Source organism: Streptomyces sp. BK79 (assembly GCF_044142145.1).
Classification (GTDB): domain Bacteria; phylum Actinomycetota; class Actinomycetes; order Streptomycetales; family Streptomycetaceae; genus Streptomyces.
This window is the reverse complement of the sequence record NZ_JBHVOC010000001.1, coordinates 200,128-215,765: the sequence shown is the minus strand read 5'-3', so window position 1 is coordinate 215,765 and position 15,638 is coordinate 200,128. Positions and strand designations below refer to the sequence as shown.

Here is a 15,638-nt window from a genome sequence, read left to right as displayed (position 1 = left end):
CTTCTTCACATGCGTCACCGCCTCGCGGCCGGCTCGGCCGGCCGTGTTCGCGGTCGCCAAGGGCGATCGGCGAAAAGAGGGCGGGCGCGGAGGCAGTAGTTCGTTGACGATCATAAAGCCGTCCACGTACTGGCAACTTGCTCCACTGTCCGGCCTGGCCGATCCCGCTTTGGGCGGATGTGTGGGCGCAAATCGGCCTCGACGGGCCGCGTCGAGACACCTCGGCTTCGCTGCTTTGCAGCAATGCTGTGACGAAGGGCGCGGCACAGGGGCGCCACGTTCACAAGAGGTACGTGGTTTCACCACGTACCTGACACGGAAGGGTGGGTGGCGTACGCCTCGCGGCGCCGCGGTCAGGACGCGGGCACGGGGCCGCCGGGCCGGAATCGCTCCACCCCGACGATGTGCCGCACCTTGACCGGGCGCACGATCACCGCCACCCGCCGCTCTCCCGGCATGATCCACTCGAAGCGCTCGCTGCCCAGGTACTTCCGGGCCAGCCGGTCCATCCGTTCATGTGCCTCCTCGCCCTCGACGAAGCGGGATACCACGCCACTGATCTGCACCCGGTCGAAGGGGTCGGCGGCGTCCGCGTGCGACAGGTACACGCGGGGATCGCGGCGGAGGTTCTCCTCCTTCGCCCGGCCCACCGACGTGTTGAACGTCAGCTCGTTCTCCCCTTCCAGATCCACCCACATCGGGCTGACCTGCGGGGCTCCGTCGGCGAACACGGTCCCGACGTACCAGATGTGGGGAGCGAGCAGTCGGGCACGGACGGCTTCGTCGAATGTCGCGTTCATCCCGGGAGGCTATCAACCGTGATCGGCCGCGAAGTTGTCCGTCACCGGCGGCCCCACCCGCGGAAATCGAGGTCCGCGAACCTCGGTTGCCCCCCATGACGACGATCACAGCGGGCCGACCGCGGGACGGACGAGAGCCGATGGCGCACCATGGACCACGAGGGGCCACAGTGCCTCGCGAGTGCGCCGTACCGGGCGCGCGGGGGAGGAGGAACGGTGGACGAGCACCAGTCGCAGGCGACGACGGCCGCGGAGATGCGGGAGGCGGTGCGCGCGCTGCTGCGCGTACTGGACCCGGAGCAGGTGAGGGTGCTGCGTGCGGGGCCCGCCCGCCTGGACGCGCCCGAGCTGACGGAGTGGACCTATCTCCCGGGCTCGCGTCCCGGTCTGCCCACCGAGGGCCTCGACGGGCGCCGGCGTGCCGCGGTCGACGCGCTGCTCGACGCGGCGCACAGCGCCCCGGGCGCGGAACTGGCGCGCGGGGCGATCGAGGTGGAACGGCACCGCCGGGCCTCGGCCGGCGCCGCCGGTGCCGACCGCTACTGGGTGCGCCTGCTGGGGGATCCGGACGGCGACGGACCCTGGGCCTGGCGGATGAACGGCCACCACCTCGCCGTACACGTACTGGTCACCGCCGCCGGGATCCGCGTGACGCCGCACTTCGTCGGCGCCGAGCCGGCGCACATCACGGACGGTCCGCAGGCCGGCCGCCGGCTGCTGGGGCCGGAGGAGGACCTGGCCCGGGAACTGGTCAGCGGCCTGGACGCCGGCCGGCGGGCGAAGGCGGTCTTCTCCACCGCGCCCCCGGACGACATCCTGACCCGCGCCGATCCCTTCGCCGACCCGGACCTGCTGCCGACCGGCCTGCCGTACGCCGACATGACGCCCGCCCAGCGGCGGCTGCTAGAGCGCCTGGTGCGCCGCTACCTCGACCGGGCCCCCGCCGCGTACGCGCGGGAGTGCTGGTCCGACACGGTGGCGCGAGGACTGGATCTCCTCTCCTTCGCCTGGGCCGGCGGCCGCGCGCCCGGGGACCGGCACTACTACTGCGTCCGGGGCCCGGACCTGCTCATCGAGTACGACAACACCCAGGACGGCGGCAACCACGCCCACTCCGTCTGGCGCCACGTCCGCCACGACTGGGGCGCCGACCTGCTGCGCGCGCACTACTCGGAGCAGCACGGCTGACGACAGGCGGCTGTCGGCGCGGGATGCCACGCTGAGTTCCCACCCAGACCGCGAAAGGGAATCGCCGTGATCACCACTGACTTCGTCCCCGGATCCCCCTGCTGGCTCGACCTCGGCACCCCCGACGTCGCCGGTACGGCGGCCTTCTACGGCGCCGTGCTCGGCTGGGACTACGAGTCCATGGGGGACGACGAGAACGGGGAAGGCGGAATGTTCCGCAAGGACGGCAAGATCGTCGCCGGGCTCGGCAAGCTCACCGAGGAGGGCGCGCGTCCCGCCTGGATGATCTACTACCGCGTCAGTGACGCGGACGCCACGACCGAGGCCGTGCGGCGCGCCGGCGGCACCGTGCGGGTGGCGCCGATGGATCTCGACGAATGGGGCCGGATGGCCCAGTACAGCGACCCCTCGGGCGGCCAGTTCGCCGTCTGGCAGCCGGGTACCAACAGCGGTGTCGAGCTGGTGGACGAGCCGGGTTCGCTGTCCTGGACCGAGCTGTACACGAGCGACGCGGCGGCGGCCAAGGAGTTCTACGGCGGTGTGTTCGGCTGGCGGTTCGGGGACATGGAGCTGCCGGGCGGCGGGGGCACCTACTCCCTCATCACCCCCGCCGGCCAGCCCGAGGAGCGGATGCACGGCGGCGTGATGGAGCTCCGCGAGCAGGACCTCGCCCTGACGAACGGCCGGCCGTACTGGCATCCGGTCTTCGCCGTCGCCGACTGCGACGCCGCGGTCGCCGCGGTCACCGAGCACGGCGGCAGCGTGCAGATGGGCCCGGAGGACGCGGAGGGCGTCGGCCGGCTGGCCGTCTGCCTCGATCCGTCGAACGCGGACTTCGTCGTGCTCACCCCGGCCTCCCGAGGCTGACCGGGCATCGGTTCACAGGCCCTGCACCTTGGCGTTCGCCGAGATCTCGTAGACCAGTTCGACGGTGCGCCGGCCTCCCGGCGGGAGCGGGACGTTCCAGCGGACGATGCCGTCCGCGTCGACGTCGTCGGGAGCGGGGGAGCAGGCGTCCCGGACCAGGCTCACCTGGACCGCGGACGTCTCCGAGACCGGGACGCGCTCCCGGACGACGACCAGGTGCTCGTCGTGCTCGGCGGGCGCCGAGAACCGTGAGAGGTGCAGCCGGACGGTGCGGGTGAGCACGGTCCGCTGGGTGAGCCCCGCCGTGTCGCGGCGCTCCTCGGTCCGCCGCACCACCCGGTGGTCGTCGCGGCTGCCGAAGGCGAGGGAGACACGGGCACCGGGGGCGGTGAAGTCCAGCGTGCCGCGACCGAGGAAGCCACTGCCGCTGACCAGGTCCACCGGCCCGGCGAGCAGCGCGTGGCCGGAGCGGTTGTCGAACCCGACCAGCCGGCCGACCAGCGGGGACAGCTCGGGGGAGCAGGCGTACTCGCTGCGCGCGGGTGCCTCGAAGGAGGAGAGCGGCACACGGTGGGCCCGTCCGTCGGACGGTACCGAGACCGGGGCGTCGCAGCGCAGGACCCGGACCTCACCGCCGTCCTCGACTCCCGGCAGGCCCTGGACCGGTGCGGGACCGAGGTCCGCGATCTCCTCCTCGCGCAGCTCGACCTGGACCGTGCGGCGCTCCTCCGCGGAGCGCTCCCGGAGCGTCAGTCTGTCCTCGGCGAGCCGGGGAGGGTCGGTGGCGAGCGCGCTGCGGGCCGTCGAGAGGGTCAGCCGTACGCCCGGCCAGTCCTCGCCGGTGCGCTGCCAGACCATGGCGTCCGTGTCCAGGGTGAGCGAGTCCCCGTCGAGCACGGCCCGGTAGGCGGGCCGCCACAGCGCGCAGGGGACCAGGTGGGTGACCCGCAGCCCGGCCGTCCCGGCGGCGGCCGCCCGGACGGTCAGTTCGATGTGACCGACCAGTTCGGCGGCTTCGGTCTCCGCGTGCTCCAGGGCCTGCCGGGCGTCGGAGAGTTCGGCGGCGAGCGTGGACAGCCGGGTGTCGGCCTCGCGCAGTCGCTCGCCGGAGGTGTGGCGTTCCTCGTCGACCCGGTCCAGTTCGCGGGCCCATCGGGCGCTGTCGGCCTCGCCGAGGCCCGCGCCCTCGCTGATCTCCCGCAGCAGATCGGCGGCGAGACGGTCCAGGAGGTCGACGCGGGCGTGCAGCCGCTCGCGCCGCTGCCCCAGCGCGTGCTGCTCCTCTTCGAGGTCCCTGACACGGTGACGGAGGGCGGAGTCGTCGTCGGCGGGCTCCGGCCCCCGTGGTGTCCACGCGCGCACGACCCGGGCGTCGAGCACGGTCGCCGGGGCGTCGCCGGACAGTTCGGCGTGCAGGCTGTGGTCGACGGCGAGGGCGCTGACCGGGCCGAGACGCAGGCGCTGGGTGCCGGCCGCGAGGTCGAGCACGGCGGTCCGCTCGACCTGCGCCCGGTCCTCCAGGCAGGTGACGGCGGTGACGGGCAGGGCGATCGGGTCCGGGATCGTGGTCATCAGGGGTCAGCTCCTGCGGTTTCCGCCGGTCAGGGCCTTGCCGGACGGGATGCGGATGACGTAGCCGCCGTCGAGGGCGGTGGTGGCGCGGGCCGGCAGCTCGACCCGCCACAGGCGGGTGCCGGACGGGTGCCGCCCGGACTCGGGCCCGTCCGCGGGCGCCTGCCAGTCGGCCCTCTCCTCGATCCTGACGTCCGCGTCGGAGGTGACCGGCACGCGCTCGCGCACCTCCACGGTCACGGGAACCGAGAGCCGGTTGGCCAGTTCCACGTGGACGCGGTGGTCGAGCACGGTCACGTTGTTGCGCAGCCCCGAGGTGGACTCGTGCACATTCGTACGACGGGTGACACCGAGGGCCTCGTCGGGACCGAGCCCCACACGGCGCTCGCCGCCCGGAGCGAGCGTGGGCAGGGAGGTGGTCAGCAGGAAGTCCCCCTCGGCCGCGACCTCCAGCGGACCGGCCAACAGCGCCTGGTCGGTGGCGTTGGAGAGGACCAGTGTGGCGTAGACGGTCTGTTCCACCGACGGGACGCACACGTACTCCGTGCGCAGGCCGACGGGCATCTCGCCGACGGTGATCGTGTGCCACGTGCCGTCCGAGGGGACGTCGGCGCGGGCGGCGGCGTCGTAGCGGTGGTCGAAGGAACCGGCCGATTCCCGGGGGCGTACGGCGTTCCCGGGCAGGGGCAGCGCGGCGACGGTCTCGGCCCGGCGGCGGTGATCGGCTGTCGCCGGGTCGGAGGCCGGGGCGGGGAACAGCCGCCCGCGACGGTCCTGCGGGGCGTCGGGGCCCTGCAGGACCAGCGCCGCGTAGTCGAGTTCGGTGCCACTGGGGCGCGGGGGCCCGGACACGGGGGCGGGCGGCGGGGCGGGGGCGGCTGCGGGGGGCGGCGCGGAACGTCCGGGGGCCGCCGGGGCCGCGGGAACGGCCGCGCCGGGCCCGTCACCGGTGCGGGGAGCACCCTGTTTCCGGCGGGCGGCCGGGTGCGGCTGGCCGGGGGCCGGGCCGCCGTACGCCGCGAGCACGGGGCCGGCGGGCGCGCCGGGGGAGGGAGGCGCACCGTAGCCCGCCGCCGCCGGTGGGGGCGGGGGCGGAAGGAGACCGGCGGGACGAGCGGCCCCGGCGGCCATGCCGTCCGGGACGGTCGCGGTGTCGGGGCCGGTCACGGTGTCCGGGACAGCCATGGCGGAGCGACCGGCGCCGGGACGTGGTCCCGCCGCGTCATAGCCGCGGAAGAGGTCGGCCAGCCCGCGAGGCGGCTCACGCCACCCCGACGACGCGGGCGCGGGCTCGCCCCGCCCGACGCGGATCGAACGGAGCCGGGGGACCTCGGTGCGGCGTCGCAGATCGGCCGTGGCCAGCGAGACGCGGACGTCCTTCCAGTCCTCGCCGGTGCGCTGCGCGATCGCCGCCCGCAGCAGCAGCCGCCCGTCGCTTCCGCCCCGGCGGTGGGTGAGGCGGTAGGCCGGCACCCACACGGCGCCGGGAACGCCGTACTCCACCTCCAGTTCGACGGGTGTGCCACCGCTCCCCGTGACGGTCACGGCCGCGCACAGCGTGGTTTCGACCCGCGCGGAGGGCGCGTCGGTGGAGGCGCGGGCGAGCCGGTCCGCGGCGACGTCCAGGTCGTGCTCGATCCGCCGGAGTTCCTCCTCCACCTCGCGCAGGCGCGTGTGCAGTGCGGTCAGCCGGTCGTCGACGAACTCGGCGAGGGCCAGCCACGCGTCGACGGGGGTGCGGCGGTGCGGAGCCTCGTCGTCGCGGGGAGGCGGCGCCGGGCGCAGCGCGGCCACCTCGTCGATCAGCCCCTGCTGCCGGTCCCGGCGGGCCCGGACGGCCTCCCGGGCATCGCTGAGCCGTTCCACCTCACGCCGGAGTGCGCCGAGCGGGCGGCTGCCCGGCGGTACGGCCTCGGCCTCCACCCTGGCCTCGGTGACCCGTACCCCGGTGGCGCCGAGGGCCCGCACCCGCAGGGAACCCGGGTCCATCGAACGCGGCAGACCGGTCACCCGCACCCGCCCGTCCACGGGCACGTCGCCACGGGCGAGCCGACGGCAGAGGGCGCCCTGCGCGTACACCACCACCGAGTCGAGTGCCGACGCCCACCTCGGAACCGTCTCCGCCTTCATGCGCTCCCCCACGAGCCGTGTCAGTGCCGAGGGAACTCTATGCGGACACCGCCCGTGCGTGCCCCGGCCTGTGCGGGTCCGCGCACCGTGCGGGGCCCTCGGCCGAGCCGCCGGGCCGGCCCGGTGCATAGAATCCGGTTCCATGCCGAAGCCTGACGAGCTCATCATCGACATCGCTGCCCTCGTGGAGTCCGGGCACAGCAGTCAGATGTCCCTAACCGTGGTCACGGGTGGCGCGGTCATCACCGGCCGCCTGGCTCCCGAAGCCGTGTGGCGGCAGCGGGTGTCGGAGGTCCTGACGGATTCCGCCCAGCTGAGCGCGTTCTCCGCCGTCTTCGACACCCCCGTGAAGAAGGACGGACCGCCCACGCACCTGCACTTCCACGTCGCCCGGATCCTCCAGGGCACGGTGGGGATCCCGGAGACGGGTGGGATGTACCGCGTGGCGATCGAGGACGTCAGCGCCTGGACCGTGGGCGACTTCAGCTACTCCGACCACTGAACCGAAGGGGCCCCGCCGGCCGCGCCGGGGACGGCACGGCACGCAGCCACCCGGACACACGGCCCGCGCCACGGCGCGGTGCCGTGCGCGCGGACTACCCGGCGGGGTCCTCCTCCGTCTGCCGGACGGCGTGCTTCACCGCCCTCTCGACGGCCTCCGTCGACTGGCCGCTGACCGTGGCGTGGTCGGCGATCGCCGCCTGCGCCGCCTGGGCGGCCTCCTGCCAGGCGCGGTGCTGCGCCTCGAACTCCTCGCCGTCGAGTCCGGCGAGCCGGGCCCGCTGCTCTTCCGCCGCCCGCTCAAGGAGGATCAGGTCCTCGGGAATGTCCACGCCGCCGATCCTAGGCCCGGGGCCCACGGCGCCCCAGTGCGCGACCCGCGGACAGCCCACCGGGCCTCGGTGATCGGCACCCGGTCCGTGTCCGACCGCCCGGCGCGGGTGGGGATCCGCTCCCAGGGGGAACGGGGCGGAGGGACGGAAGACACCGGCGACGTGCGGAGGACCCATGGACGAGTACCCCCGGCTGCTGCAGACCGTGCTGGACACCACCGATCCACGGCAACTGGCCGAGTTCTACCGGAAGCTGCTCGGTCTCACGTACCGGCCGGGGGACGAGCCGCCGGCGGACGGCGCGTCCGAGGCGCCCGACTGGCTCGTGCTGCGCACGCCCGACGGAGTGAACCGCCTCGCCTTCCAGCTCGTGGAGCGCCTCCCCCGCACGACCTGGCCGGCCCACGACGTACCGATGCAGGCGCACCTCGACCTCACCGTGCCCAGCGTCGAGGTGCTGACCCGGCAGCGTCTTCGGGCGGAGTCGCTGGGCGCGGAACTCCTGCTCGACCGCTTCGACGACCCGGAGGAGCCGTTGTACGTCTTCGCGGACCCCTCGGGTCATCCGTTCTGCGTCTTCGTCTCACCCTCGTCGTGAGCGCGGCGGGGGAGCGGCGGCGACATGGTGTTCCCGGTCAGTTCCCGGCCGCGACCCCCCGGGGCACGGGCGCGAGCGCTCGGGACGCTGCCGGGAAGTTGTCCTCCACCTCGGCCTTCTCGGCCGCGTCCGGGTAGGGATTGGTGCACGAGACTCCCGCGCTGGAGCCCGACATCAGGCTGGAGCAGGGGCCGGGCTTGCGGTCCGGCAGGCCCAGGATGTGACCGAGCTCGTGGGAGGAGATGCGCACCGTGCTGTAGCCCTGGTTCACGGCCTGGCGTCCGATGTAGACGGTGCCGTTGCCCAGGGAGGTGGGCAGGGCGCGCGGCCAGCCGTTGTCGGCGAGGATCCGAATGTTGGCGCGCTGTCCGGAGGCGGCGGGGCGCAGTTCCACGCCGTCGACGCTCTCGTTCCAGATGGCCGCGCCCCGGGCGACCGCGGAGGCGAACTCGGCGGAGCCGCTCGCGTCGTAGGTGAGCACCCGGGCGGCGGGCAGGGGGAGCGTGGCGCCGGTGGACGGTTCGGCGGCCACGGCGTGGCCGCCGAGCAGGGGGAGGGCCAACAGCAGGGCCGCGGCCAGGCCGCCGGTCGAGGTTCGCACGTTCATGGTCGACCTCCTTGTGGGGGAAGGGCAGTCGTGTGCGGGCAGTCGTGTGCATGACACCACTGCGTCCCTGCCCATCGCGCACGGCCGCCAATCCGCTGTTCCGGCTCACCTCTGCGAGGGCCCGGCCGCCGGGCGGGGTCCACCGGTCCCGCGCGTGAGATCATCGCGACGGGCACGAGGGAGAGGGGGCCATGGAAGCGTCCGGGAAGCACACGCGTGCGGAGCGACTGACCGAAGGACTGACGGCCGCCGTGGCGACGCTGCTCGCGTCCGTTCTCCTGGCCGCGGTAGCCGTCGTGTTCGGCGGCACCGCCTGGCGCCTGGTCACCGACCCGGGCACCACCACGCTCGGCAGCCTCCTGGCGATGCTCGTCCTCCTCGCCGTCGTGGCCTTGCCGCCGCTCGCGGCCCGCCTGGTGTTCCTCTCCCGCCGGCGCAAGGGCACACAGCGGCTGACGGCGGCGGTCCCGGCGGCGCTGACGCTGCTCGGCGCGTCCGTCGTACCGTTCGCGGTGCTGTGTCTCATCGTCGTGTACGCGGACTGACCTCGACGGCGGTGGTTCCGAGTCACCCGGCGGCACCTGATGGACGGCTGCCGGGTCCCGGTTCTCGGAGCTGCGGGGTCCGTTAGCGGCGCGTCCCGGGCGGGGCCGGGAGCGTCCTCCCGAGGCGGGCGAGCGGGGACAGCGCCAGCACCAGCGGTGACAGCAGCATGCCCGCGGACATCGCCAGGAGACTGGCGCGCGCCCCCCACTCCTCGGCGAGGAACCCGCCGAGCAGGGAGCCGAGCGGGGACAGCCCCATGCCGGCGAACGTGATCGTCGCCGCCGCGCGGGCCTGCATGCCGTCCGGGGTGACCGTCTGCCGGACCGCCATGACCGTCACGTTCACCAGTTGGCCTCCGGTCCCGAACACGAAGTTGACGGCGAGCAGCACCGGGACGGTCACCGCGGGCGAGCCGTGCAGTGCGGGTACGCACAGGAAGACGCCGTCGCCGACCGCCGCCGCGGCCACCAGTACGGGGCCGTACCCGAACCGCCGCGGCAGGCGGGCGGCCAGCACCGACCCCAGGAGCGCGCCCGGTCCCGTCGCCGCGAGCGCCAGCCCGACGGCGGCGCCGGACAGGTGCAGTTCGCGCGGCAGGAAGAGCAGGTAGACGGTCATCACGGCCGCGAAGCAGAACTGGAAGGCGGCCGAGGCCACGCACACGGTCCGCAGCGCGGAGTCGCCGGCGACGAAGCGGAAGCCCGCCTGGATCCGCCGCCAGACACTGCCGTGACATTCCGGGTGCTTCCGGTGCTCCGGGTGCTCCGGGTGCGCCTGGCGCTCAGGGGACTCGGGGGCCGGGGCGGCCCGGCGCATCCGTCGGATCGACAGGAACGACAGCGCGAAGAACAGCGCGCCGGAGGCGACGGCGATCGGCGCCGACAGCAGGGACACCAGCGCACCGCCGAGCGCGGGTCCGCCGATCTGAGCCGCGGACCGGCTGCCCTCGAGCGCGCTGTTGCCCCGTACCAGCTGATCACGGCGCACCAGACGCACCAGGGACGCCTGGTAGGCCACGTCGAAGAACACGGAGAGGGCCCCGACGGTGAAGGCGATCACGAAGAGCGCGGGCAGGCCGAGCCAGCCGGAGAAGCCGGCCACGGCGGCCGCACCCAGAGCGAGGGACCGGCCGAAGTCGGTCAGCACCATGACGGTGCGCGTACGCCATCCGTCCACCCACGCGCCGGCGAAGAGCGCGAGCAGCAGAAGCGGCGCCTGGCCCGCGGCGCGCAGGACGCCCAGTTCGGCGGGGCCGGCGTGGAGCGTCACAACGGCCAGGAGCGGAAGGACGACCAGGCCCGCGTGCTCCCCGAGCTGGGAGGCGGTCTGCCCCACCCAGAGCCTGCGGAAGTCGCTGTTCCGCCACAGGCTCGACGGAACGGGCCGACCGGAATCGGATACGGCGGAAGAAGCGGACGGCACGGGGACCCCTCGGGTTGCCGACAACGAGGCCCGCCACCGGACGCACGCAAGGGCGCGCCGACGGTTCGGGCAGGAGAAGGCTCGCTGTGCCGCGACGTCAGGGGCAGCACGCGATGACAGGCCGATCGGCCTACTACGTCAACGCGCGCTCGGCAGACCGACCATGCGTTCAACTCCTCGTGGGTCAACTCGCGGAATGCGGACATTAGCGCCCGCCCGCCCCGAGCGGAAGACGGCCCTGTCATCGGCCGATGTGCGGCGGGCCGGGTCGCTCGTCGTGGCCGAGCGACCCGGCTGCGCGGCGGAATTATGGCCTCCATCACGGCGGACGCGATCTTGGTCTGGTGAGATCACCGAGTGCTCGGTTTCCTCCTCCGCATCCTGCCGTTCTGGGTGCGTGAGCCCCTGTTGATCGTGGTCGGGTCCGTTCTCGGCGTACGCATCCTGTATCTCGCCCTCCACGACGACGAGTGGATCGCCGCCGCCATCGGAGCGGTGTTCCTCGTGTTCACCGCGGTACGCGTCCGGTCGGTGGTCCGCGCCCTGCGGGCCCGCCGGGACCCGGGCGGGTCCGCCTCCGCGGACGGAGCGGCGGCGCAGGCCCTGCCCCCGCAGCGTCCCGCTCCTGCCTCCTCGCGGAAGGAACCCAACGCGTGGGGCCAGGCGTTCGCGGCCGTGGCCGTGTTCGCGGCCATCGCCGGCGCGGTGTGGGTGGCCCCGAGGGTGCTGCCCTCCGACGACCACACGCCACGGCCCGCCTCGTGTCCGGGCGCGGAGGAGGAGGAAATGCCGAAGGCCTACGCGAAGACGTCCGGGGCCGTGACCGGTCCCGAGCTGTGCCGGGCACTGTACCGGCCCGATCTGGCACAGCTCCTCGGAACGCCCGGGGAGCGGGCGATCTCGGCGTCCGGCAGCAGCGGCACCGCGCCCCTGACGGACGGGAAGGTGGCCCAGCCGGAGGCCGAGGTCACCTTCGCCACCTACACCGTCAACGTCTCGGCCACGTACAACGAACTGTCGATCGGCCAGTACGTGAAGCTGCTGAGGACGGGCGGCCAGGGTGAGTTCGAGCCCTTCACGGTGCTCGGCCGGCCCGCATTCCTCTCCTCGGACCACACCATGAAGCTGACCATCGGTCCGAGCGGCGGCGGATCCGGCGGACCGGTCGAACAGGGCCCCCTCGCCAGGACGCTGTCCGTGGCCCTCGGGCGGGACGACCGGGGCGGTTACTACGACATCACCGTCTGGAGCGAGTCCGGCGCCCTCCCCGACGACAGCGCCCTGGTCGGCATCGCCGAAGAGGTTCTGGCGGACATTCCCGAACGGTCCGTCTGACGACGCCGCCCGTACGCCGCGCCAGTACGGGGGCAACACGACCGCGAGCCGCCGGACCGCGGTCGCGGCCCCGCGCACCGGGACGTGAACCCGCTCCGCGCACCGGGACGTGAACCCGCTCCGTTCCGCGCGCGGAAAACGCGTCGACAGCGGCCTTCGTACCCGGCACAGTGGGCGCCTGTGACGAGCAGCGAACTGTGGACACGTGCGACCGCCGAACGCTACGACGCCGAGGATGCCGAGATGTTCTCGCCCGGCGTCCTGGAACCCGCCCTCGCCTTCCTCGCCGGCCTCGCCGCGGACGGCCGGGCCCTGGAGTTCGCCATCGGCACGGGACGCGTGGGCGTCCCGCTTCGGCAGCGGGGCGTGCCGGTGGCGGGCATCGAACTGTCCGAGCACATGCTGGCGGTCCTGCGGCGCAAGATCGACGAGGAGACCCTCCCGGTCACCCTCGGGGACATGGCCACCACCGTCGTCCCCGGCGAGTTCACCCTCGTGTACCTCGTCTACAACACCATCTCCAACCTGCTGACACAGGACGAGCAGGTCGAGTGCTTCCGCAACGCCGCACGTCATCTGGTGCCCGGGGGCAGATTCGTGATCGAGCTGGGCGTGCCGCCGCTGAGGTTCCTGCCGCCGGGACAGGTCGCGGTGCCGTTCGACGTCTCGGACGGGCACCTTGGCTTCGACACCTTCGACCTGGTCGAACAGATCCTCGTCTCGCACCACTTCACCCGCGACGGCGGCGACGGCGACTACCGCCGCGACCGGTCCCGGCACCGGTACGCCTGGCCGGCGGAACTCGACCTGATGGCACGGATCGCCGGACTGGAACTGGAGCGCCGCGTCGCGGACTGGGACGGGTCGCCGTTCACCCAGGACTCCGCGAAGCACATCTCCGTGTGGCGCAAGCCGGCCTGAGGCCGCCCGGCGGGACGGTCGTACGCGAGGACGCACCGGACCGGCCCGCCCGGCACCGGACCGGCCCGCCCAACACCGCCCCGGCTCGCGCAACACCGCCCCGGCCCGCCAACACCGGACCGGCCCGCCCGGCACCTCCCGGTGCACGGCTCGTCTGCGATGATGACCGCCATGGCCTCCGCATCCTCGTCCCGCGCCGCCGGCACCCCGCCCACCAGCGGTGACGTGGCACGGGTCGCGGGGGTCTCCCGGGCCACCGTCTCGTACGTCCTCAACAACACCGAGGGCGGACGGGTCAGCGAGGCCACCCGGGAGAGGGTGCGCGAAGCGGCCCGGCAGCTCGGTTACGTACCGCACGCCGTGGCGCGGGCCCTGCGGGCCGGCCGCAGCGGCATCGTCCTGCTCACCGCGCCCGCGGTCACCGTCGGCCCGCTGTTCGCGCAGGCCTACGCCCAACTCCAGCAGGCGCTCGCCGAACTGGGCCACACCGCCGTGCTCTACGGGCCCACCGGGGCGCGGGGGGCCGAGGCCGGCCGGCGCTGGGCGGAACTGCGGCCCGACGCCGTGCTGTCGCTGATGGACGACAGCATGGACGAGGACGCCGTCGCCGTGCTGCACAAGGCCGGCGTCGAGGTGGTGCTCAGCGCCGGCCCGGTGCCCGTCCCCGGCGCGCACGCGCTGGTGACCGACGAGGAACAGGTCGGGTTCCGCGCGGCGGAGCACCTCCTCGCGGCCGGCCGCCGCACCCTCGGCGTCATCGTCCCCGCCGACACCTCCCTGCGCGCGTTCGCCGAGGCCCGGCTGGCGGGCGCCGAGAAGGCCGCGCGGGCGGGGGACGCCACCGTCGTACGGCAGGACCTCGCGCTCGACGAGGACGCGGCGACGAGGTGGGCGGGGGAGTGCGCCGAGGCCGGGATCGACGGGCTGTTCGCGTACAACGACGAGTTCGCCGCGCTCACCGTGCGCGCCTTGCAGGACAGCGGGCGGCGTGTACCGGCCGACGTCGCCGTCGTCGGCGCCGACGACCTGCTGATCGGCCGGCTGCTCCGGCCCCGGCTCACGACCGTGCGGTTGGACTACCTGCCGCCCCGGGAGATCGCCGGGCTGCTCGACCGCCTGATCGGTGCCCCCGGCACGCCGCCCCAGACGCACGAGATGCTCCGTACGGCGCTCGTCCCGCGCGAATCGGCCTGAGCGCCGCTCCGTTCCGCGCGCCGGGCCTTCGACTTCTCAACGGGCCTTCGACTTCTCAACACTCGGCGGCATCTGGCTCCTCCGCACGACCCTCTCGGCGTCAAGTAACGAAATCATCGCGGGGTGCACGACATCTAGCCATGCTTACACGTGTCACCTACGCTCCTGCCGAACGCGAGCCCCACCCGCGTCCCGCTTCTCCGGCACCGCCTTCCTAGGGGCCCCACATGACTCATTCACTTCCTGAAAACCCGTCGGCGACCGCCGCGGCCGGTGACGACGCCGTCAAAACCGGTGACTACGCCGCCGAGGCCGGTGATCAGGCCGCCGAGGCCGGCGCGCCCGACGGTCACCCCGGACTCGGGCGGCTCCACCTCACCCTGCCCTTGGCCAACGTCGCGCTGTACCTGCTGTGGATGGGGGTGGGCGGTTTCCTGCTCCCCCTCCAGGTCGCGCACATCACCGGCACGAACGACACCACCGCCCTGTCCACCGCCAGCACCGCCGGCGCCGTACTCGCGACCATCGGCAACCCGGTGTTCGGCCAGCTCTCCGACCGCACCCGCTCCCGGTTCGGGCGCCGCGCCCCGTGGATCGTGTTCTGCGCGCTGCTCGGCGCACTCGCGCTGGTCATGCAGGCCCACGCGGCGAGCATCGCCATGCTCGGGCTGAGCTGGGGCGTGGTGCAGTTCATCATGAACGGCTACCAGGCCGCCCTGACCGCCGCGATGCCCGACCGCGTACCGGTCGGCAGGTACGGCACCTTCTCGGCGCTGGTCGGGCTCGGCGTGCCGCTCGGGACGATCACCGCCGCGCTGGTCATCGGCGGGGTGCCCGGCGAGAAGTTCGGTCTGGACGGGGTCATCGGCGGCTTCGGCGGCCGGTTCGCCGGTGAGAGGGGCTACTACCTGATCGCGGCGATCGTCGTCGTGGCGGCCCTGGTGTTCGTGGTCGTCTCACCCGACCGGGACGCGCGCGCCCTGCCGAGGGAACGTTTCTCCCTCAAGGGCTTCCTCGGCAACTTCTGGGTCAGTCCCAAGGGGCACCCCGATTTCGGCTGGGCGTTCCTGTCGCGGCTCGGGGTGATGCTCGGCTACATGATCGTGCTCACGTACAACATGTATCTGCTCGCCGAGCACATCGGGATCCCGCCGCAGGACCTGCTGCCGACCCAGGGCTTCCTGATGGTCGTCAACGCGCTGTGCACGGTCGTCGCCGCCCTGCTGGTCGGTCCGATCGCGGACCGGGTCGGGAGGGTCAAGCCCTTCGTGCTCACCTCCGGGATCGCGGCGGCACTCGCGTTGGGACTGCCGATGGCGTGGCCGACCGAGGCGGGCATGCTCGCTTACAACATCGTCGGCGGCCTGGCGTTCGGTGTGTACATGGCCGTGGACATGGCGCTGATCACCAAGGTGCTGCCGCGTACGGCGGACGCGGGCAAGGACATGGGCGTCATCAACATCGCCAATGCCGGCCCCCAGATCCTGGCTCCCACCGTCGCCGGATGGATCGTCGCCGCGGGCGGCTACGGGGCGCTGTTCCCCGTCGCGGCGGCCATCTCCCTCATCGGTGCGCTGGGCGTACTGCCGGTGCGGAAGGTGCGCTGAGCGGTCCGCCGCCGCCCG

At 73.6% G+C, this 15,638-nt stretch carries 15 protein-coding genes; 9 read left to right on the top strand and 6 right to left on the bottom strand.

What is annotated here, in order from left to right:
- Positions 1-353: 353 nt before the first annotated feature.
- Positions 354-800: a TIGR03618 family F420-dependent PPOX class oxidoreductase gene (locus ACFIF2_RS01005; RefSeq protein ID WP_395570491.1), complete on the bottom strand. Its 447-nt coding sequence runs from the start codon at positions 798-800 to the stop codon at positions 354-356.
- A 216-nt stretch (positions 801-1,016) separates the two neighbouring features.
- Here ACFIF2_RS01005 and ACFIF2_RS01000 point away from each other — a divergent pair, with 216 nt between their 5' ends.
- On the top strand, positions 1,017-1,988 hold the full coding sequence (locus ACFIF2_RS01000; RefSeq protein WP_395570490.1) for a DUF3500 domain-containing protein: 972 nt from the start codon (positions 1,017-1,019) through the stop codon (positions 1,986-1,988).
- Between the two features lie 66 nt (positions 1,989-2,054).
- Positions 2,055-2,855: a VOC family protein gene (locus ACFIF2_RS00995; protein WP_395570489.1), complete on the top strand. Its 801-nt coding sequence runs from the start codon at positions 2,055-2,057 to the stop codon at positions 2,853-2,855.
- A 12-nt stretch (positions 2,856-2,867) separates the two neighbouring features.
- Here ACFIF2_RS00995 and ACFIF2_RS00990 read toward each other — a convergent pair whose 3' ends face one another.
- Both ACFIF2_RS00990 and ACFIF2_RS00985 read right to left on the bottom strand, forming a co-directional pair.
- Positions 2,868-4,427, bottom strand: coding sequence for a mucoidy inhibitor MuiA family protein (locus ACFIF2_RS00990; protein ID WP_395570488.1), 1,560 nt, complete (start codon positions 4,425-4,427; stop codon positions 2,868-2,870).
- A 6-nt stretch (positions 4,428-4,433) separates the two neighbouring features.
- Positions 4,434-6,557 (bottom strand): DUF4139 domain-containing protein, encoded by a 2,124-nt coding sequence (locus tag ACFIF2_RS00985; RefSeq protein WP_395570487.1) that lies wholly within the window; start codon positions 6,555-6,557, stop codon positions 4,434-4,436.
- 142 nt (positions 6,558-6,699) lie between these two features.
- On the opposite strand from ACFIF2_RS00985, the gene ACFIF2_RS00980 reads away from it, so the two are divergent.
- Positions 6,700-7,059: a hypothetical protein gene (locus ACFIF2_RS00980; RefSeq protein WP_395570486.1), complete on the top strand. Its 360-nt coding sequence runs from the start codon at positions 6,700-6,702 to the stop codon at positions 7,057-7,059.
- 94 nt (positions 7,060-7,153) lie between these two features.
- Here ACFIF2_RS00980 and ACFIF2_RS00975 read toward each other — a convergent pair whose 3' ends face one another.
- Positions 7,154-7,390, bottom strand: coding sequence for a hypothetical protein (locus tag ACFIF2_RS00975; RefSeq protein WP_395570485.1), 237 nt, complete (start codon positions 7,388-7,390; stop codon positions 7,154-7,156).
- Positions 7,391-7,565: 175 nt separating this feature from the next.
- On the opposite strand from ACFIF2_RS00975, the gene ACFIF2_RS00970 reads away from it, so the two are divergent.
- On the top strand, positions 7,566-7,988 hold the full coding sequence (locus ACFIF2_RS00970) for a VOC family protein (RefSeq protein WP_395570484.1): 423 nt from the start codon (positions 7,566-7,568) through the stop codon (positions 7,986-7,988).
- Between the two features lie 37 nt (positions 7,989-8,025).
- On the opposite strand, the gene ACFIF2_RS00965 is transcribed toward ACFIF2_RS00970, so the two are convergent.
- Complete coding sequence (locus tag ACFIF2_RS00965; RefSeq protein WP_395570483.1) at positions 8,026-8,595, bottom strand: snapalysin family zinc-dependent metalloprotease; 570 nt, start codon at positions 8,593-8,595, stop codon at positions 8,026-8,028.
- Positions 8,596-8,786: 191 nt separating this feature from the next.
- Between ACFIF2_RS00965 and ACFIF2_RS00960 the strand changes: the two genes are divergently transcribed.
- Positions 8,787-9,140 carry a hypothetical protein gene (locus tag ACFIF2_RS00960; RefSeq protein ID WP_395570482.1) on the top strand — a complete coding sequence of 118 codons (354 nt, stop codon included), beginning with the start codon at positions 8,787-8,789 and terminating at the stop codon, positions 9,138-9,140.
- Positions 9,141-9,222: 82 nt separating this feature from the next.
- Here ACFIF2_RS00960 and ACFIF2_RS00955 read toward each other — a convergent pair whose 3' ends face one another.
- Positions 9,223-10,563: an MFS transporter gene (locus ACFIF2_RS00955; protein ID WP_395570481.1), complete on the bottom strand. Its 1,341-nt coding sequence runs from the start codon at positions 10,561-10,563 to the stop codon at positions 9,223-9,225.
- Between the two features lie 357 nt (positions 10,564-10,920).
- Between ACFIF2_RS00955 and ACFIF2_RS00950 the strand changes: the two genes are divergently transcribed.
- From ACFIF2_RS00950 to ACFIF2_RS00935, 4 genes are all read left to right on the top strand, one after another.
- Positions 10,921-11,898: a DUF6215 domain-containing protein gene (locus tag ACFIF2_RS00950; protein WP_395570480.1), complete on the top strand. Its 978-nt coding sequence runs from the start codon at positions 10,921-10,923 to the stop codon at positions 11,896-11,898.
- A gap of 180 nt (positions 11,899-12,078) precedes the next feature.
- The gene (locus ACFIF2_RS00945; protein WP_395570479.1) at positions 12,079-12,819 is read left to right on the top strand and encodes a class I SAM-dependent DNA methyltransferase; all 741 of its coding nucleotides are present in this window, start codon (positions 12,079-12,081) and stop codon (positions 12,817-12,819) included.
- A gap of 171 nt (positions 12,820-12,990) precedes the next feature.
- A complete protein-coding gene (locus ACFIF2_RS00940; RefSeq protein WP_395570478.1) occupies positions 12,991-14,013 on the top strand; it encodes a LacI family DNA-binding transcriptional regulator in 1,023 nt (340 codons plus the stop codon).
- Positions 14,014-14,240: 227 nt separating this feature from the next.
- The gene (locus ACFIF2_RS00935) at positions 14,241-15,620 is read left to right on the top strand and encodes an MFS transporter (protein ID WP_395570477.1); all 1,380 of its coding nucleotides are present in this window, start codon (positions 14,241-14,243) and stop codon (positions 15,618-15,620) included.
- Positions 15,621-15,638: the final 18 nt, after the last annotated feature.